At 69.2% G+C, this 16,743-nt stretch carries 21 protein-coding genes and 1 rRNA gene; 12 read left to right on the plus strand and 10 right to left on the minus strand.

Annotation, left to right across the window (positions count from 1 at the left end):
* Positions 1–202, plus strand: a 202-nt coding sequence (locus BLW78_RS29980; RefSeq protein WP_139307793.1) for a transposase, incomplete at its 5' end; no start/stop codon positions are given.
* Between the two features lie 13 nt (positions 203–215).
* On the opposite strand, the gene BLW78_RS29985 is transcribed toward BLW78_RS29980, so the two are convergent.
* Positions 216–647, minus strand: coding sequence for a hypothetical protein (locus tag BLW78_RS29985; protein ID WP_244527112.1), 432 nt, complete (start codon positions 645–647; stop codon positions 216–218).
* A 181-nt stretch (positions 648–828) separates the two neighbouring features.
* Positions 829–1,083, minus strand: a complete 255-nt coding sequence (locus BLW78_RS29990; protein ID WP_026605357.1) for a hypothetical protein — start codon at positions 1,081–1,083, stop codon at positions 829–831.
* Positions 1,084–1,417: 334 nt separating this feature from the next.
* Here BLW78_RS29990 and BLW78_RS31585 point away from each other — a divergent pair, with 334 nt between their 5' ends.
* The 7 genes from BLW78_RS31585 to BLW78_RS30010 all read left to right on the plus strand — a co-directional run bounded on the left by BLW78_RS31585 (position 1,418) and on the right by BLW78_RS30010 (position 3,858).
* Positions 1,418–1,594: a hypothetical protein gene (locus tag BLW78_RS31585; RefSeq protein ID WP_158684253.1), complete on the plus strand. Its 177-nt coding sequence runs from the start codon at positions 1,418–1,420 to the stop codon at positions 1,592–1,594.
* Between the two features lie 10 nt (positions 1,595–1,604).
* Positions 1,605–1,742, plus strand: coding sequence for a hypothetical protein (locus BLW78_RS31590; RefSeq protein WP_157861912.1), 138 nt, complete (start codon positions 1,605–1,607; stop codon positions 1,740–1,742).
* Positions 1,743–1,891: 149 nt separating this feature from the next.
* Positions 1,892–2,191, plus strand: a complete 300-nt coding sequence (locus BLW78_RS31190; RefSeq protein WP_139307794.1) for a hypothetical protein — start codon at positions 1,892–1,894, stop codon at positions 2,189–2,191.
* An 86-nt stretch (positions 2,192–2,277) separates the two neighbouring features.
* Positions 2,278–2,409 (plus strand): hypothetical protein, encoded by a 132-nt coding sequence (locus BLW78_RS32130; RefSeq protein WP_020095914.1) that lies wholly within the window; start codon positions 2,278–2,280, stop codon positions 2,407–2,409.
* A 37-nt stretch (positions 2,410–2,446) separates the two neighbouring features.
* Positions 2,447–2,845, plus strand: coding sequence for a DoxX family protein (locus BLW78_RS30000; RefSeq protein WP_091683916.1), 399 nt, complete (start codon positions 2,447–2,449; stop codon positions 2,843–2,845).
* Positions 2,846–3,167: 322 nt separating this feature from the next.
* Positions 3,168–3,428 carry a hypothetical protein gene (locus tag BLW78_RS30005; protein ID WP_244527113.1) on the plus strand — a complete coding sequence of 87 codons (261 nt, stop codon included), beginning with the start codon at positions 3,168–3,170 and terminating at the stop codon, positions 3,426–3,428.
* A gap of 217 nt (positions 3,429–3,645) precedes the next feature.
* The gene (locus tag BLW78_RS30010) at positions 3,646–3,858 is read left to right on the plus strand and encodes a hypothetical protein (RefSeq protein WP_020095911.1); all 213 of its coding nucleotides are present in this window, start codon (positions 3,646–3,648) and stop codon (positions 3,856–3,858) included.
* Between the two features lie 71 nt (positions 3,859–3,929).
* Here BLW78_RS30010 and BLW78_RS30015 read toward each other — a convergent pair whose 3' ends face one another.
* From BLW78_RS30015 to BLW78_RS30030, 5 genes are all read right to left on the minus strand, one after another.
* A complete protein-coding gene (locus BLW78_RS30015) occupies positions 3,930–4,334 on the minus strand; it encodes a response regulator (RefSeq protein WP_091683920.1) in 405 nt (134 codons plus the stop codon).
* A 286-nt stretch (positions 4,335–4,620) separates the two neighbouring features.
* Positions 4,621–4,797, minus strand: coding sequence for a hypothetical protein (locus tag BLW78_RS31595; protein WP_170855292.1), 177 nt, complete (start codon positions 4,795–4,797; stop codon positions 4,621–4,623).
* Between the two features lie 158 nt (positions 4,798–4,955).
* The gene (gene repC / locus BLW78_RS30020) at positions 4,956–6,086 is read right to left on the minus strand and encodes a replication initiation protein RepC (protein ID WP_091683922.1); all 1,131 of its coding nucleotides are present in this window, start codon (positions 6,084–6,086) and stop codon (positions 4,956–4,958) included.
* Between the two features lie 181 nt (positions 6,087–6,267).
* A complete protein-coding gene (locus BLW78_RS30025; protein WP_020095907.1) occupies positions 6,268–6,492 on the minus strand; it encodes a hypothetical protein in 225 nt (74 codons plus the stop codon).
* 734 nt (positions 6,493–7,226) lie between these two features.
* Positions 7,227–7,916: a sigma-70 family RNA polymerase sigma factor gene (locus BLW78_RS30030; RefSeq protein ID WP_244492314.1), complete on the minus strand. Its 690-nt coding sequence runs from the start codon at positions 7,914–7,916 to the stop codon at positions 7,227–7,229.
* Between the two features lie 333 nt (positions 7,917–8,249).
* Here BLW78_RS30030 and BLW78_RS30035 point away from each other — a divergent pair, with 333 nt between their 5' ends.
* Positions 8,250–8,609 (plus strand): hypothetical protein, encoded by a 360-nt coding sequence (locus BLW78_RS30035; protein WP_244492311.1) that lies wholly within the window; start codon positions 8,250–8,252, stop codon positions 8,607–8,609.
* Positions 8,610–8,694: 85 nt separating this feature from the next.
* Here BLW78_RS30035 and BLW78_RS30040 read toward each other — a convergent pair whose 3' ends face one another.
* Complete coding sequence (locus BLW78_RS30040; protein ID WP_020095904.1) at positions 8,695–9,021, minus strand: helix-turn-helix domain-containing protein; 327 nt, start codon at positions 9,019–9,021, stop codon at positions 8,695–8,697.
* Between the two features lie 373 nt (positions 9,022–9,394).
* Between BLW78_RS30040 and BLW78_RS30045 the strand changes: the two genes are divergently transcribed.
* From BLW78_RS30045 to BLW78_RS30055, 3 genes are read left to right on the plus strand one after another with little or no spacing between them, the layout of a single operon-like run.
* Positions 9,395–11,158: a type I secretion system permease/ATPase gene (locus tag BLW78_RS30045; RefSeq protein WP_056533798.1), complete on the plus strand. Its 1,764-nt coding sequence runs from the start codon at positions 9,395–9,397 to the stop codon at positions 11,156–11,158.
* Positions 11,159–11,161: 3 nt separating this feature from the next.
* Entirely contained in the window at positions 11,162–12,526 is a 1,365-nt protein-coding gene (locus BLW78_RS30050; RefSeq protein ID WP_056533796.1) for an HlyD family type I secretion periplasmic adaptor subunit, read from the plus strand.
* Positions 12,527–12,564: 38 nt separating this feature from the next.
* Positions 12,565–15,483 (plus strand): hypothetical protein, encoded by a 2,919-nt coding sequence (locus BLW78_RS30055; RefSeq protein ID WP_091683924.1) that lies wholly within the window; start codon positions 12,565–12,567, stop codon positions 15,481–15,483.
* A 232-nt stretch (positions 15,484–15,715) separates the two neighbouring features.
* Here the strand turns inward: BLW78_RS30055 and BLW78_RS32135 are convergent, their stop codons facing one another.
* On the minus strand, positions 15,716–16,222 hold the full coding sequence (locus tag BLW78_RS32135; protein WP_348272481.1) for a sigma factor: 507 nt from the start codon (positions 16,220–16,222) through the stop codon (positions 15,716–15,718).
* Positions 16,223–16,595: 373 nt separating this feature from the next.
* A 5S ribosomal RNA gene (rrf, locus tag BLW78_RS30065) occupies positions 16,596–16,711 on the minus strand.
* Between the last annotated feature and the right edge of the window lie 32 nt (positions 16,712–16,743).

Consider the following 16,743-nt stretch of genomic DNA (forward strand, 5'->3'; position numbering starts at 1 on the left):
GGTGATCGCCACCATCCCATCCACGGCCACCCGGACGGTCCCCTACAAGTACAGCCGGATCGCATATCGGCGGCGCAATCGGATCGAGCGCTTATTCGGCCATCTCAAAAACTGGCGGCGCATCGCGACCCGCTATGACCGCTTGTCTTGCAACTATCTGGCCGCCGTCGCGCTCGTTTCCTGCGTCGTTGCATGGACCTAAATGAGTCCCCTACCTAGCGAGGCGCGAAGATCGTCACGTTGCTGTTGATCTGGTAGGCGGCCGTCGGCTTCGTGTTGACCAACCGCAGATAGATCGGGCTCTCGCCGAGGATCGCGCCGAACGCCCGTGTCACCTTGAGCGGGAAGCAGCGTGCCAGCACGGCGGATGCCGCCTCCTCGTAGCGACGGTGCGCGTCCTGGTCGCCGACCAGTCGCCGCGCGGTGATGAGCGGCTTGCCCCGGATGGCACCCGTCTTGTCGAGGCCGAACCGGTAGGCAATCAGGGATCCCTCCGTGCCGGGCGGCACCGTCCAGCACGCCGCCATCGCCTCGCGGAACTCAGCCCAGTTGTTGACGGACGCGACCTGAGATCGCGCCGGCAGATCTGACAGAACAGAGACGGCTGCTGCGAGCAGCAGCGTGGCAAACGGTTTTGCCAAGGGCACCTCCGCGATGACCGCCGTATCTCCGAAGTATTCTGCTCGAACAGGGCCGCGATCTCGTTGCCGCGGCTTCAGGTCATCGCCGACAGGGGAGGATGTGACGTCGACCCCGATGCCAGTGACCCGGGCCGATCCCGGGGCGTGCTCGACGTCGCGGACCCACCATCGACGCGCCCGGATTCGCTCACTGACGCGGTGCCGGCGCGGGATTCTGCGGCGACGCCCCCGGCTGTGCGGGTGCCTGCGGGATCGAGTTCTGAGGCGGAGGTGGCGGCTGCTGACCGGTGCTGGCCGGAGCCTGATCGTTCTGCAGGGTCTGGTTCGCCTGAGTCTGGATCTTGTCGGCCGTCTGCTGGCTGATGACTCCGTAGGAGACCGCAGCGGCGAGCGCGACGGCGATAACGGCTCCGATGATGGTCTTGGTCAGCTTGGGCGGCATCGTTGCGTCCTCCACGATCAAAGTCAGTCCGACGGCGGCTCCCGGTCAGATGACATAGGCGGCAACCGTGCCTGAGGTAGTTCCCCGGCCCGGATCAGCAGCCGCCCGGCCTCTGAGATCGGGGGGTCTGCCGGGACCGGAGCCGTCGGGCCCGAAATGCGGCCAGTGCCCGGGCTGGTGAGGGAAGGCGCGTCGCCGCGGCGATCAGGGCGGACTACCCGAGGGAGAAGGATCTCCAGCGCGCGCCGCCGCCGTCGGAACCCGACCCTGCCACCGGGTTGCAATCGGTTAAAGAACGGTTAAGCTTCTACGTAGGTAATACGGGGGAGAGGTCATGAAACCAATCTATCCGCAGCGTGAGGACGGTCTGCGTGTCCCGCAATCGACCGCGATCACAGTTTTCCCTCAGCACGAAGACGAGATCCTCCAGGAACAGATGCGGCGGCAGCACAATGCGCGTGCCCGCCACCGTTCGGCGCGCCGCCATCTCGCCGCGCGGGCCCATAGCTGAGGGCACGGCCATGCTCGAACCATTGCTCTTCATCGGCCTCATCATCGCCGCTGTGGCTGCCGCGACCCGGCTCGGGATCGCCGCCGCGGCACCGATGGCGCCGTCGCGCCTCGACGCGTGGGACGGACGCGCCGACGCGGACGCCTGAATCGGCAGCGTCCTCCCGACAGCACCGTCGTCGCGCCCGCGAACGGGCGGGCTGGACTCCAGGCGTCGCCGAGCGCCGCGCCCGTCTTCCCGGGTTGTCGGGTCCCCGCCGCGGAGGCTCACGGGGGCGGCGCGTCGGAGACCGTGGCGGTGTCGCCTGAGACACCGATCGTCGCCTATGAGCCAGTCGATCCGTCGGCGATCCATCCCGACGCGAAGGCCTTCGTCACCGCCGAGCGGGACGGCGGCAAACTGACAGCGCGCCGGGCCAGCGGGGCGAGGACGGCCTCACCCCGGCATGTAGCCGACGATGTGGCCGGCGGCGGTCGGTCGCCGCGCGGCCATGGAGTCGCGGCGCATCCCGGAGGCGTGCCGGCGATCGCGCGTGGCGCCGTGGATCGCTCACCGGAAACGGCGCCTCAACTGATTTTGCGCAATCCAACGCAATAATCGAAGCAATAACGGCGCAATCCAGCTTGGCCATATGACCGTCCTGGGACAGCCGATCCACGGCTGCACGGATGAGGCAACCACCGATGGCCACCAAGATGATGACCAAGGGCATGACCGTCACCGACCACATCGTGGCTTGGTCGATGCTGACTGGCTTGGCGCTCGCCGTCCTCCAGCTCGCCCTGACCGCGGCGCTGCCGACGCACTTCGTCTGATCCGCCGAGAGTGATGCCTGTTGGGAGGGGTGTGGGGATGGCTCGGGTTCGGGATAGGCGGAGTGTCGGCAGCGTGGCGCTGCGAGGCCTGTTGACCGCGGTGTTCCTGGTGGCCGCCGGCATGAAGTTCGCCGCTGTGCCGTTCGAGGTCGAGGGCTTCGTCCGCTTCGGCTACCCGCTGTGGTTCATGGACGTGGTCGGCGCCCTGCAACTCCTCGGCGCGGTGCTCCTCTGGACGCCCGGTTGCGTCGCCCTCGGCGCCGGTCTTCTCGCCGTGCTCATGGCCGGCGCGGTCGGCAGCCATCTCCTCGCGGGCGACCCCGTTCTGATGCCGCTTCCCGCCCTCGTGCTTCTCATCCTGCTGGGCGGCGTCGCTCACGCGCGCCGGTCCGAGCTTCTGCCGTCCGGCAGCGACACGGAGATGCGGCAGGCCTGACCGTTCCGACAGGGCGGATTCGGCCATTCACGTCCGCGCGGGGGCGCAGTGGGGGCGCAGTGGGGGCTCGTCGGTTCGAGCCTTGACCGGCGAGGCCGCGAGCGGAGTGACGGGCACGCGGCAGTCCGGACACCACGCCCGGCCGCCGCGGCTCGGTGCCGGCGACGTGGAAATCGTCCCCGGGCGCCGATCGATCTGCGGCGACGGTCACGCATGTCTGCCGTGCCAACACGGGTGTGGCGACCATCGCGAACCGCCGTTAAGCCCTCCGGTCCTACCGGCGACGCGGTACATGCGCCGGGCCTGGCCCATCGGGACCCCCATGAGAAAGTTGCTCGCGTTCGCCGTGGCAGTCGTCGTGTGCGCGGGTCCCGCGCTCGCCCTGGCCGATCAGCCGACTCGGGATTGCGACCGGGACCCCGAGACGACGGGCGCGTTGCCCGGTGATCCCCGCAGTCTGTACCTGCCTGGCGAGCGACCGGTGAAGGCCGACCGAGACCCGCCAGAGGCCAGCTGGCAGGACGAGGCCCGAGAGACGTCCGAGCAGCGCAGGCGCGATCTCCTCGCCTGCGGCGTGGACTGAGGCGTGTGGCCGATCACCGCGACGGAAGGATCGGCGGCGTCAGCGTCAGCCTGGGACATCTTCGGTCCCCCGCCGGTGACGATCCCCTAACCGGGCCCAGGCACCGTGATGGCGGGCCGCGTTGCGTATCGGCTCACGGGTGATGACACCGGACGCGCTCCCGCCCCGTGACGGAATCGGTGGCGCAGGACGGCCGATGCTTGGGGGGCCTGCACGCATGAGGGACGAGCCGGACCAGACGCTCTCGGACGAGGAGCTCGACCGTCTGGCGCGCGAGCTGTTCGCCGAGGTCCGCGGCGAGTACTCGGAAGCGAAAGTGGAGCGGGCCCTGAAGACCGCCGGTGAGGTCGCCGGGGAAGTGCTTCCCGGGATACCGGACTGGCTGCTCGACGGTAGCGACGACGCCAGCGCCGGCGACAGCGGGACCTGAACCTCGCCGTGATGCGTCCCGTCGTCGACGGCGCGGCTCTCCCGCGCCGGCGCACGCTGGGCTGGCCACCGTCAATGCGGCACGGACCCTACGCCCCGCGCCGCTAGCACAGCCCCCAGCGCGCCGGCCAGCCCCTCCGGTGTGAACGGTTTGCGCAGGTAGCGAGCGCCCATCGGCATCTGCTCCTCGGCGGGCCAAGCCACACCCGACACGATCAGGATCGCCAGTTCGGGCCAGCGCGCTGCGACGGCTTTGGCCAGGGTGAAGCCACTCAAGGGCTCGCCTGCCAAGTCCACGTCCGCGACCATGGCCACAAGTTCGGGACGGGCCGCCAGATGAGCCTGGGCGGCTTCGACAGTGGCGGCCTCCGCGACTTCGTATCCCGCGTCGCGAAGGGCTGCAGCCGCATCCATGAGCTGCACGGGATTGTCCTCGACAATCAGCACAGCGCCTTGCGACGCGACGGCGTCTGCCATCCTGGATCTCCACACTTCGTCGCCGCAGTAACGCAGCGGACCCCGATTGCGTCCCACGCAAACCTGTCCGATGGGGACCGGGTTCGGGGCGATCACGCGCCGAACCCCTCTGCACCGAGAGCGCCGGGTGCCGCGGAACCTGCCCGGCCTCCTGGCGGAACGGCACTGCAGGCGCCCGACCAATCCGGTATCGCTCACCGACACGTCACCGCGGCGGTCTTCCGTGAAGCGAGGGCGCCTGCCCGGCGCCCGCAGGGATCGGACTCTTCGCGTGGTTGTCGGCGCGCTAGACCCGGATCTCCTCGATGGCGAGTCCACCGGCCCGGAGATGTTCGGGGATGTCGGAATGATCGTAATACCCCGCCTCGTGGGCCATGGCGTCGAGGGCAGCGAGCGGGTCAGGCGCCGACCCCGTCCAGAGGATGGCGCCCGTCACCTCGTGCCGGATCTGAAACACCTTCACCGCTAGCCTCCCATGTTCAACGGCCGCGTAAGCGTAGCGTGAGTTCCGGGATCCGGAGGCTACCTACATCGGTCAGGATCCGGGTGCCCGGATTCGCTGCCGCGGCGTGGCGCATCTGCAGGGCTCCGCGGTCCGGGGCGGGTGACGTTCGCCCGAGGTCACGTCATCTTCCTCCTGCGCATCGCCATGAGCTCGGCTTCGAGCCCGTAGCGACCTTCGGAACACAGGCGGACGAGCTGCCTGAAGTAGCCGCCTGGGTTCTTGATGCGGATCTCACCCCGGCGCACGTCGTCGTCGTGGAGCTGCGCGACGATCAGCACGAGCACCGAGGCCCGGAACGGGCCGAGGGCTTGGCAAGCCTCGCTCCAGGCCGACGGATGCGCGCCGATCCCGCCCCGCATCAGCCGGCCGATCTCGATAACATCCGCTTCCGTTCTGAGGGTCACGCCGAATTCGGCAGCGACAGGGCAAGCAGCCGCGACGAGTGACGGTTCGAGCCTACGGGTCGGCTCAGGCTCCTTCTCGGGAGCTTTTGCACAAGGATCGGTAGGAGATCCGGTGTCTTGTTCTAAGTGACGGCCGGAATTGCCGGCAGAGGCGGCTTGATAGAAACGCTCCTCCGCCATGACTTGCAGTTCTCCCCAAGCGTCGAGGACGACGTCAGGGCCCACGCCGGAAGCGCGTCTCCTGGGCGTGCTGCGATCGAGGGCCTCCTGCGCCGCGAGCAGATCGGCAGCATCCGTCGCCGGGAAGCGGGCGCGCAGGGCGGCGAGGGCCTCCGACACCGCGCGGCGACGAACGGTCAGGAGATCGAACGCGCGGCTTCGCTGAGCGTCCCTCGCGGTGGCTTCCATGATCGCGGTTGCCCATTCTCCCTTCCGGGCGACGATGGGAGTCAGGTCGAAACCGTACGCGTCGATGACGGCGCCGCCCGGCCCGCGGATGGCGAAACGCTTGCCGTTCGCGCTGTCCCGAGGTGTGATGACCTCCAGGGCCACGAGGTCGCGCAGGCCGTAGCGGAGCGCGCGCTCCGACAGCCCGGTCATCCCGCACAGGTGCTCGTTCGAGGGCCACACCACCAGGCGTTCCCAATCCTGCTCACCCCACACGGCGCAGAGCGCCGAGAGGATCGAACGCAGGGCAGGGCGCAGGTTCAGGGCCTTGGCCGCGTCCCGGCCCGCGGCCGAGAGCTCCCTGCGCGAGACCGTCCGCCCGTCTTCGAGCGCACGTCTCCGGCCGGCGAGCGCGGCGCGCGTGAGCGGCCGGCCACCGGAATGAACTGTCTCCACCTCGTCCGCCTCCTCTCAGGAGGCAAAGCGGGACCGTTCACCCCGAAGGGTGTTCTTGACGACGGCCTGGGGGAGGGGGCATAAAGGGGGTGCGAATCGCCTGTCGCGCCCCATCCCAGGGTATGTCAGGTCCAAAGGCCTCGAGGTTCCCGCCTCGGGGCCTTCTGCTTTGCCCGTTACATCATGCCGACTTCTCCTCGAAGGCAGACGCGAGCGCCCACTCGATCGCCTCGGTACGGCTCCTGAACCGACCGTTCTGGATCGCCTGGTCGATGACGGCCTTGACCGACGGCTTCAGCCACACGTTCTGCTGGGTCATGCCCTTCTGCTTCAGAGCCTCCCTGCGACGTGTCTGACGGCGCGTGTCCGCCGCCTTCAGCTCAGCCAGCCGTTCCTCTGCGGTCATCGGTCCCCGCCCGATTCTGCCAACGTGACTGTTCATGTGGACCGATTCTGCAAAGTGAGTCCAGCGGCGACCCGGATTCGTACGGGGATGGGTGAGTTTGTTAAGGGCGACCTGTTCCGCAGCGGCACCGGAGACCGCGCCGAGAGTCTCCGCGGCGAGGATGCCAGACGCGGCGCTGCCCAATGGTCGGTGACGCCACGGCCGACCTTCGTGCGACACGGGCGGCGCGTGGAGGCGGAGCGTCCGTCGAGGTGCCCGGGGATGATCTCTGGCTCGGACCGGGACGAGCGGCCTGCTGCGGCGGCAGCGACCGGGACGGGCCCGAACCTTGCCGAAGCGCGGACTGAACCGCGGCGGTGTCCATCGACGATGGCGGCCGCGTGGTGCAGTCGCTGCTCGCGACACGCTCGTGCGACTTGAAGCGCGATGGGGGAGGGCGTCCCGCGGCGGTTTCGCGATCGCGATAGGGGCCGAGACGGCTTTGCCGGCCTGCGCCTGGCCTTTCCCCGGCCTTCGAGCGTGTCGATCGCCCGACCTCGTCTGTCTGCCCGGGCTATCCGTCCGACAAGGATGGTCGAGCCGTCGAGGTTCGACACCGGCCAGGACGGCGGGGGACCGTTCCCAGGTCGTCGCCCGTCGGGACTCGCCCCAGGGCGGAGCGCGGATGGGCACCTGTCTCAACCATGCAGGGGCCGTCGAGCGTGGAAAATCCGCTCTCGGTCAGGATGCCCGTCTCAGGCGAGATGCGCGACGAGCAAGGCCCGGGCGCGGCTCACCCGGCTCTTCACGGTCCCGGTCTGACAGCCCATCACCTCCGCGGCAGCCTCGTAGGTCAGGCCTTGGGCCCCCACGAGGAGCAGGGCCTCACGCTGCAGTTCCGGCAGCTTGCCGATATGGGACCAGACGATCTGCAGATCGGACCCGTGCTCCTGGGCTGCGGGCGCCGTGAGCTGCGCCGCGGCGGCACCGTTCACGTCCTCGATCTCGCGCTTTCGCTTGCGGCACTCGGTGTAGAACTGGTTGCGCAGGATGGTGCAGAGCCACGCCTTCAGGTTCGAACCTGGGATGAAAAGGTCCTGGCGCGCCCAGGCTCGGAGCACAGTCTCCTGGACCAGATCGTCGGCGCGCGAGGCATCGCCGACGAGCGAGAGGGCGAAGGCGCGCAGGCCGGGCAGCGTTTCGGTCAGGCCCTCGCGAAACGCGGTGGCATCGTCCTGGCGCGGCCCCTCCAGCGCTGCATCGAGCCGCGCGACGAGGTCCAGCAGACGCGGCGGTGTCTGTGCCCGTGTCACGGCCTCGTAGGCGGCGCGCAGCTGCAGGCCGAGATGATCCCGCACACCGGTGGGCAGAATCGCGGGTTCCGGAGGGTCCTGTCGGCTCGGCCGATCGACTCCGCCGTCTTGAGCAACCAGCGTGTCCGTCAACTCACGTCCTCTCAAAGCGCTCGCCGCACGAACCGATCTCGGGCCGCCGTGAATCCCGCCTGACGAACCGGCGATCTGCAGCGGGCCATCCGGCGGGAGTGGCCCGACCACGCGCGTCATCGAGCGTCCACCCCTCCAGATAGGACCCGCCACCTGACTGTACAGTGAACATCTAACCCCGCAAGCGGCGGATCGTTCTCCGCGGCCTACGCGTTGGGGCACGCTTCCGTCCCTGGGGGGCGGACATGTTGAACCGAGAAGGAGCCGAAGATCATCGCGCGCGGAGGTGAACCCCGACGTGGTCTGAGGCCGAGCGAGGAACGACGGATCGAGGTGAACGAGTCACGTCGGCGAGAGGCGCGCGTTCGCCGGCAGACTGTGAGCTGCGTGCGCGGGGCGGCTGTTGCCGGCCAGGTGAGGATCTATTGGGCAACGTCGATGCCTCAGAATGTCGAATACTGGATCACGGACAGGCCGGACGGCCGCTTCGACGTTGTTGTCCAGCTCGAATCCGGCAAAATCTTTCGCCGCAGCGGGTGCATCTCGCGGACCGAGGCCGATACGTGGATCGAGGGATTGCGAATGCTGATGGCGGCGATCGGCGCGCCCGTATCGGCCGCCGACGTGACGTCTGACGACCCCTCGCCCCTCGGATCACAGACGGTGGACGGTGCGGACCACTCCACCTCCTGAGCTGCGCGGGCGGTCGTCTCCAGGCTGGAGCCGTCCCGCGCGCCTCGCGCATCCGAACGATCCGGGCTCGGGGAGCGTCGACGGCCTACGCCTCGTTGCCCTCAGGCTCCGCGCTCCGATCGCCGAACAGGATCTCGTGGGTGATCGGGTCGTAGAAGCGCATCACGTTCCGGACGAACGCTCTCGGCTCGATCGCCAGCGCCTCGGCCCACGCGCGGTACCGATCCGGAGGAATACGACCGCGCCCGGTCTCCAGCTGCGAGATGAAGGTGTAGTAATCCGCACCGACAAGAGCTGCGAGCTGTCGTTGCGACAGGCCGCGCGCCTCCCGCAGTTCCTTCAGATACCGTCCCCCCTCCCGACGCAGCTCCAGCACCTCCTCGGAGTCCAGGCGTTGCTGATGGGCATACACGGGGTTTCACCTTCCTGCCGACCGAAGCCACGCGGCGCGGCGCTTATACAGCAAACACCATATAGCTGGGACGGAGCCGCGCTGTCCAGATGCGCGGCGGCACCCGTCGTCCCCGCGTCCTCCCCGAACGGATCCCGTTGCTTGGCAACTACCTGAATAGCGCTATCATCCTGTAAGGAACGATTTGGAGAATGGCGCCGGATGCCCCACTACCGGTGCATGTCTCTGGATAGCGGCCCATGAAAGTCGAGAATCGCACGTACGATTGCCGCTCGCGGATCTGAGCGCCCGCGGGTCACTGACGCGAGCAGCACGGGAATCTGAGCCACCGGGTATCGCCGATCGTGCCGATCGATCGCAGGAAGAGGGCAGAATGGGCGATCCTTCGCTGCAATCGGCATTGACCATCGGCCTGCGCTCGCTCCGGCCGGTCCTGGCGACCGCCGTGGTGTTCGGGCTCTTCATCAATCTGCTGCTGTTCGTCAGCCCGCTCTACATGCTCCAGATCTACGACCGCGTGATCCCCAGCCGGAGTGAGACGACCCTGGCGGGGATCACGCTGATCGCGGCGTTCGGCCTGGCCGTCTACGCGATGCTCGAGATGCTGCGCGCCCGCCTCCTGGTGCGCGGCGGTGTGGTGTTCGATCAGAAAATCGCCACGCCGATCTTCGATGCCGCCCATCGCGGCACCTTGCTCAGGCCCGGCGCGCAGCACGATACGGCGCTGCGCGACGTGGACGTCCTGCGGGAGTTCCTGACCGGCGCCGGCATGCTGGCGTTCTGCGATCTGCCCTGGATACCGATCTTCCTGCTCGCCTGCTTCATCCTCCATCCCTGGTTCGGCTGGATGGCGCTGGTGGGCGGCGGCACGATCCTCGGCCTCACGCTGCTCAACGAGGTCGCCACCCGTCGGACGCTCGACGCCGCCAGTCAGGCCTCGCGCGAAGCGGGGCAGAGCGCCGCCACGGTCTTTCGGAATGGGGAGGTGCTGCAGGCCATGGGCATGGTCGCGTCCATGCGCGGGCTCTGGGGGCGCCGCCACGACGACGTCCTGGTCCTCCAGGCGCGGGCCAGCGATCGCGCGGGCCTGATCGTCGCGGCCACGAAGTTCGTCCGCATGCTGCTGCAGACCCTGGTGCTGGGCATCGGCGCGTATCTGGCGATTCACCGCGAGATCTCGGCCGGGTCGATGATCGCCGCGTCCATCATCATCGGCCGCACCCTCGCGCCGATCGAGGCGGTCGTCGGCAACTGGAAGGGGTTCACGGCGGCGCGGGCGAGCTACCGGCGATTGGTCGATCTCGTGGCCGTCGCCGGCTCGGAGACGCGCCGCCTCGTCCTGCCGCGGCCGCGCGGCCTGATCGAGGCCGAGACCATCTCGGTGGCGGCCCCCGGCGCGACGCGCCCCATCCTCAAGGCGGTGAGCGTCCGGCTCGAGCCCGGCAGCGTCGTGGGGATCATCGGCCCGAGTGCCGCCGGCAAATCGACGCTCGTTCGCGCGCTCACCGGGGTCTGGCCCTTGCTGGAAGGCACGGTGCGCATCGACGGGGCCGACCTGAACCACTGGGACAGGGCCCTGCTCGGGCAGCATGTCGGTTACCTGCCTCAGGACGTCGAACTGTTCGACGGGACCGTCGCGCAGAACATCGCGCGCTTCGCCGACCGGGACGACGCGCGCGTCATCGAGGTTGCCCAACGGGCTGGCTGTCACGCGCTGATCCAGTCGCTTCCGGAGGGCTACAATACGGTGATCGGGCGGGGGGGACACGGGCTGTCAGGCGGTCAGCGGCAGCGCATCGCTCTGGCCCGCGCCCTCTACGGCGAGCCGAGCCTGGTCGTGCTCGACGAGCCCAATGCGAGTCTCGACCAGCCCGGCGAGGCGGCGCTGATGCGCGCCGTCGCGGACCTGAAGCGATCCGGGACGACGGTGGTGCTGGTGACCCACAAGGTGAGCCTGCTGGAGGAGGCCGACCGTATCCTGCTCATGAGCGAGGGCCGCGTGCAGCTCTCCGGCACGCCCGAGCAGGTCCTCGCCCACGTCACCGGCCAGCGGCCGGTCCCGACCCTGGTGCCGCCCGTCGGCCCCGCGGCATCCCAGACCCGCCGCGGCTCCGACGAACAGCGGAGCGCGGGATAAGCGATGACCGTCACGCGCGCCGCGATCGCGAGCCCGTCCCCCGTGCGAAGAAGGTCCGATCGGGACCGGTCGGGCTCCGCCGACCTGACGAACTGGCGCGCGTACGCCGTCGCCGGCTACGCGCTCATCGTCGCGACGTTCGGGGTGGTCGGCACCTGGGCCGCCGTCGCGCGCCTCGACCGGGCGGTCATCAGTCCCGGGGTGGTGGTCGCGGAAGGCAGCCGCAAAGTGGTGCAGCACCTCGAAGGCGGCATCGTCCAGGAGGTGCTGGTCCGGGACGGCCAGGCGGTTCGCGCGGGCGACGTCCTGCTACGCATCGATCCCGTGCAATCGCGAGCCAGCAACGATCTGCTCCGCGGCCAGCTCGACGGGGCCCTGATCCTCGAAGCGCGCCTCCGCGCGGAGCAGGGCCAGGCGCAGGATCTGCTCCTGCCGCCGGAGATCGCGGAGCGGCGCGCCGAGCCGGCCGTCGCCGGCCTGATCGACGACCAGGCCAGCCAGCTGTCGGAGCGCCGCGCGTCCTTCCAGGCGCAGCTCGGCCTCATCGAGGCGCGGGTCACGCAGCTGAAGACGGAGATTTCCGGGCTGGCGGTCGAGAAGGCCTCGGGCGAGCAGCAGGTCGCCCTGATCCAGCAGGAGCTGGAGGGCCTGCGCGGCCTCCAGGAGAAGAACCTCATCCCGCTCTCGCGCGTTCTGATGATGGAGCGCGAGCACGCGCGCCTCCGAGGCGTGATCGGACGGTCCGTGGCGGAGACCGCCAAGGCGCAGAACGGCATCAACGAGGCGGGGATGCAGACCGCGCAGCTCAAGCAGAAGCTGCAGGAATCGCTGACCGCGCAGCTCCTCGACACGCGCCAGAAGATCGCAGAACTGCGCGAGAAACTCATCGTGGCCCGGGATGTCCTCCGTCGGCACGAGGTCCGGGCGTCGCATCAGGGCGTCATCCAGGGATTGAAGGTCTACACGATCGGCCAGGTGGTCCGCTCGGGCGAGCCGCTGATGGAGATCGTTCCGACGAACGACAGGCTCGTGATCAGCGTGCAGTTCGCGCCGAACGATCTCGAGGCGGTTCATGCCGGCATGCGGGCCGAGGTGAAGTTTCCGGCTTTTCAGACGCGCCGCATGTCGGCGATCTTCGGGACGTTGACGATGGTCTCCCGCGACCGCCTGATCGACGACGGCACCAAGCAGGCCTATTTCGCCGGCACCGTGGAGATCGACGACCATCAACTCCCGGACGACGTACGACCACGTCTCCTGGCGGGCCTGCCCGCCGAGGTCGTCGTCTCGGCCGGCGAGCGCACGGCGCTCGACTATCTGGTGGCGCCCTTCTTCGATGCTCTGGGACGCAGTTTCCATGAACGATAGAATCCGCTTCTCAGTCACTGTGCGGACGTGAGGTCCCGATGGGCGCGGTCATCTCGTTCTTCCGACCCGCAACGACGTGCCAGGGCGGCTGGTCGCAGCAGGAGCTCGCGGAATTCTACCGCGTCGAGGCCGCGCTGATCCGGGCCGGCCTGCAGATCGGCAGCGAGCAGGGCCTGAGCGACGAGGCGGACCCCTGGTTCGTCTTCTGCCGGCCGGATGGCGACGCCGTCATGCATTTCGCCAGGATCGACGGCAGCTACGTCATCGCGTCCGATGTCTTGGACAGCCCGATGCGAGGCAGCGACTTCCGCGCCCTCATCAACGAGATCGCCCGACGCTATCCCGAGCTTCTCCCGATCCCGCAGGATGCCCGCGGGACGAAGCTCTCGGTTCACCCGGCGGCGCTGCTCGCGGCTCTCGTCGCGGCTGCGGCCCTGAGCCTGTCGCCCGACGACGCCCGCGCGGATGACGGGGAGCGATCGACCGAGAGCGCGGCGCAGCCCCCTCACGCGGGCCACGCGCAACAGCACGGGCCGTCCGAAGCGCGCGACACGGGCGATGCCGATGAGCGCGACGGCCACCGTAAGCAGGTCGGGCTGATCGTGTTCTCGGCCATGGTCTTCGCGGCGGATGCCCTCGTCGACCACCCCGCACAGGGTATCGAGGCGACATCATACCTCGGCGCGCGGGGCGCCAGCAGCGCCGTCCCGGGTGACCAGGGCAGCCTGTCGCCGACGACGGGTGGAGCGGCGAGCCCCGTCCAGTCGGAAGGACCGCTCGGCACCGGCCGCCACGAAGGTCCCGCGAGCGGCGCGGCCGGTCTCGTAACGGCCGAGTCGGCCGCGGTCGCTGCTGCCCGATCTGACGCCGCCGATTTCGGGCTCATCGGCCTCAGAGACCCGGCCCTCGGCCATGGGCCGACCCGGGCAGGCGCGGAATCCGGATTTCAGCCGCTCGCGCGCGGCGCCGAGGCCAGCGCAGCCCTCGCAGCGGGTTCATCGTCGTCTCCGGATTCCAGATCGGACGGTGGCGCCGCGCCATCGGGGGACGCCGCGGCACGGGAACAGGGAGCCCCGTCGTCGAGCGCGACCGGTGAGGCGCCATCGCTGGCCCAGAGCGTGACCCCGACGACCGGTCACGCGGCATCCGAAGCTCCGCCAGCCCCGGTCAACGGGCTCAATGCTGCCGCACAGCCCGAGTTGAGACACGCGCAGCTCCCGGTCGAGGAGCGCTCCGGTAGCCCGGACAACGGTCTGCGAATGGGCGTATCGCCGGAGGCAAGGGGACGGCACGACGCGGTCGCGCATGCGGATCCTTCAGGCATCGGCGCAGGTGCATCCGAACGGGAGTTGCACGGCGCGGTCGGCGACCCCAGTGCAGCATCCGATCCGAGCCCGCGTCCAACAGCGGGCCTCGCGCAGGTCCGGGGGGAGGTCACCGATCAGGGCCGCGGTCAAGATGGCGACGGGCCTGGCCGAAGCGCCGATGCGCCAGGCCATCACAAGGACGCGGCGGCCGTTCCACTGGACGCGGCCGGCGGCGCGAGTCCGGATGAACCGCCGGGTCTGGCGCAGGCTCAGACAAGCACTGCCGATCCAGGCCCGACGCGGGCCGGCGAAGGTCCCGGCCGGAGTGCCGCTGCGCCGGGCCACCTCCGGGGCTCGGCGCCGCACGCCCAGGACAATGACGGTCAGGGCACGGACACCGGCACGCAATCAGCGCCGCCCTCAGCCACCGTGCAGGCGAGCGGCGCGGTGGCTGCGCACGCTCCGGCCGGCGAAAGCCCCGGCCGGAGCGCCGAGGCACCGGGGCCTCTCCAGGGCCCGGCAGGGCACGCACAGGATGCCGGCAGCCACGGCACGGCGGCCACCGATCCCACCCCCTCAGCTCCGGCAGCCAACCTGCAGATCGAGGCCAGAGCCGCCGAACCGGATCACAGGCAGGCTGGCGAGGGACCGGTTCGGAGCGGGGTGGCGCCGGAACATGTCCAAGACACGGCGCCGCACGCCCGGGATGCCGGCCATCACGGCTCGGCCGCCGACACGGATCCGGTCCAACCATCCGCGAGCGCGCAGACGCAGGCGGATGTTGCTGATCCCGGTCACGCGCGGGCCGGCGCTTCACCTGGCCGGAGCGCCGAGGCGCCGGGACATCTTCACGATACGGTACCACCCGCACAGGATAGCCGCGGTCACGGCTCGGCCACCGACGCGGACCCAGGTCCGCCGTCAGCCGGCACGCAGGCGCGCGCTGCCGATCCAGGCCACGGGCAGGACGATCGAAGCGGCGAGCCGCCCGGGCACCTCCAAGACGATGGACCGCACGCACAGGGTCCCGCCGTTCACAGCGCGGCTTCCAACGCGGACCCAATCGCTCCTTCGGCCAGCGCGCTGGCGGGGGTGAGAGCGGACGATCCAGGCCATGCTCAGACCGCCGACGGGCCCGGCCGCAGCGGCGAGGCTGCGGATCACGCCCGAGAGACCGAACCGCATCTGCGGAACTCGGACGGCTCCAACCCGGCAACCGGTGCGAACGCAGGCATCTCGCCGAGCGGCACGCAGGATCGAGCCGTCGGGGCGGATCCCAATCCCGCGAACCTCGACGCGGGCCCGCACCACACAGGTCACGGCACTGCCGTTGCGGCCGCGAACGTCGGCACCCCGGTGGCGTCAGACCAATCGCTCTCGCGCCAGGGATCGGGAGGCTCGACCGGCGTGAGCCGCGATCAAGAACCGTCAAGCGAGCCGAGTCCCCCGGCGAGCGGGGGCAGTCACGGTCCGAGACCGGCCGCCAGCATCGGCCCGAACGGCACCATCGAATTCGCGTCCGACAGCAAACCCGGCCCACCGGCCGGACCGAGCCACGCACCGGCTGACAGTGGCGTCCACGGAGACGTCGGCCTGATCGGGGTTTCAGATCACGGCGCCAACGCCCATCACTTCGACCTCCACTCCTGACGGGAAACCGAGGATCCGCGAACGGCAGGCATTCTCGTGAGTTCTCGACGGTGGCGCTCGACCGCCCTGAACTCGACCGGGGAGCGCGAGGCACTCGGACTGACGAAGAGCGGTTCATATCTCGACGCACGCAGCAGAGCGCGCGCGTCGATGATCGGCGTCGCCACATCCAGCACCGCCTCGTCAGACGACGTGGCCGTCGCCATTCGTCCTGCGAGAACGCTCCGCGGTTTCACCGGTCAGGATCGATGCGTCGCCCGTCGGGTGCAGCGTTGCCGACATCCGTCGGATCCGCTGTCTCACGCTTGGAGGGCGAGAGGCTGCTCCGCATGATGGTGAATGTCCAGGCTCGAAGATTGCTACGAGGACGAAAGCGATCCTGACGTATCCAAGCCCTGAGCAGCGTCTCTTGAACCAAGTCCTCAGCCTGATCGGCCGTCTTCGCCATCGACCCCGCGAATCGCTTCAGGTCGGGCAGCAACTCCACGAGGGCTGCCCGGAAACGGTCCGCGTCGAACGCCGGATCCCGATCGGCCGCCGCATTGAGATCCCCTGAATGCGGACGACGCAGATGGATCTTGTCGGGGCCGGACGCGGCAGGCGGACACTCTGGTCCGCCATCAGGCCTGAAGGACGGCGATCCAGCCCTATCACCGGGGACCGACCGTGAGCGCGTGTCCGGATGGCACGGCATGCGATGCTCGATTCCACACTGACCGGAGGCATTGTACAGCAGCATTATAATAGAGGTTTGCTGTACAGCCCTCAAGGCCGCGCCTTCGGCACAGCGCGGTCGTCGGTGCCGGGCGAACGACGACTGGCCGAGGCGTTCGGCACGACCGGTCGGGAAAGGCTCGGAGCAGGCAGACGTCCGGGATCAGTCGGCCCTCGCGCGACGCGGGGAACCGCCTTCGCGGTTGCGCACGATCTCTCGGCTGATTGGGATGGCCGTGCGGCCGATCGAACGCCCATCACCGAAGGTGACGTGGCTCAGAGAACTTGCACGGGGGCTGAGCGACCGATGAGATCAGGCGCCGGCTCTGGCGAGCGGGCGGCGTGTCCGGAGGCCGGATCGGTGTTCGTGTCGAGGGAATGGTGATTGCGATGGGCGGGTCTGGCGGCGACCGACTCTCCCGTGTCTTGAGACACAGTACCATAGGCGCTGGCGTGTTTAACGGCCGAGTTCGAGATGGGATCGGGTTCTGGGCACGCCGCTCAGGCCACCAGACCGGCGCATCGCAATTCGTTTGGCACTGGGCG

Origin of the sequence: Methylobacterium sp. 275MFSha3.1 (genome assembly GCF_900108435.1) — a bacterium.
Lineage (GTDB): Bacteria > Pseudomonadota > Alphaproteobacteria > Rhizobiales > Beijerinckiaceae > Methylobacterium.

Excerpts from the sequence above, each read along its gene's own strand:
- BLW78_RS32135 (WP_348272481.1), bottom strand. The coding sequence starts at position 16,222 with ATGCTGCTGTACAATGCCTCCGGTCAGTGTGGAATCGAGCATCGCATG.
- BLW78_RS30010 (WP_020095911.1), top strand. The coding sequence starts at position 3,646 with ATGAGGGACGAGCCGGACCAGACGCTCTCGGACGAGGAGCTCGACCGT.
- BLW78_RS30025 (WP_020095907.1), bottom strand. The coding sequence starts at position 6,492 with ATGACCGCAGAGGAACGGCTGGCTGAGCTGAAGGCGGCGGACACGCGC.
- BLW78_RS30050 (WP_056533796.1), top strand. The coding sequence starts at position 11,162 with ATGACCGTCACGCGCGCCGCGATCGCGAGCCCGTCCCCCGTGCGAAGA.
- BLW78_RS31585 (WP_158684253.1), top strand. The coding sequence starts at position 1,418 with ATGAAACCAATCTATCCGCAGCGTGAGGACGGTCTGCGTGTCCCGCAA.
- BLW78_RS30000 (WP_091683916.1), top strand. The coding sequence starts at position 2,447 with ATGGCTCGGGTTCGGGATAGGCGGAGTGTCGGCAGCGTGGCGCTGCGA.
- BLW78_RS30045 (WP_056533798.1), top strand. The coding sequence starts at position 9,395 with ATGGGCGATCCTTCGCTGCAATCGGCATTGACCATCGGCCTGCGCTCG.
- BLW78_RS30005 (WP_244527113.1), top strand. The coding sequence starts at position 3,168 with ATGAGAAAGTTGCTCGCGTTCGCCGTGGCAGTCGTCGTGTGCGCGGGT.
- BLW78_RS30015 (WP_091683920.1), bottom strand. The coding sequence starts at position 4,334 with ATGGCAGACGCCGTCGCGTCGCAAGGCGCTGTGCTGATTGTCGAGGAC.
- BLW78_RS30055 (WP_091683924.1), top strand. The coding sequence starts at position 12,565 with ATGGGCGCGGTCATCTCGTTCTTCCGACCCGCAACGACGTGCCAGGGC.
- BLW78_RS31590 (WP_157861912.1), top strand. The coding sequence starts at position 1,605 with ATGCTCGAACCATTGCTCTTCATCGGCCTCATCATCGCCGCTGTGGCT.
- BLW78_RS29990 (WP_026605357.1), bottom strand. The coding sequence starts at position 1,083 with ATGCCGCCCAAGCTGACCAAGACCATCATCGGAGCCGTTATCGCCGTC.
- BLW78_RS32130 (WP_020095914.1), top strand. The coding sequence starts at position 2,278 with ATGGCCACCAAGATGATGACCAAGGGCATGACCGTCACCGACCACATC.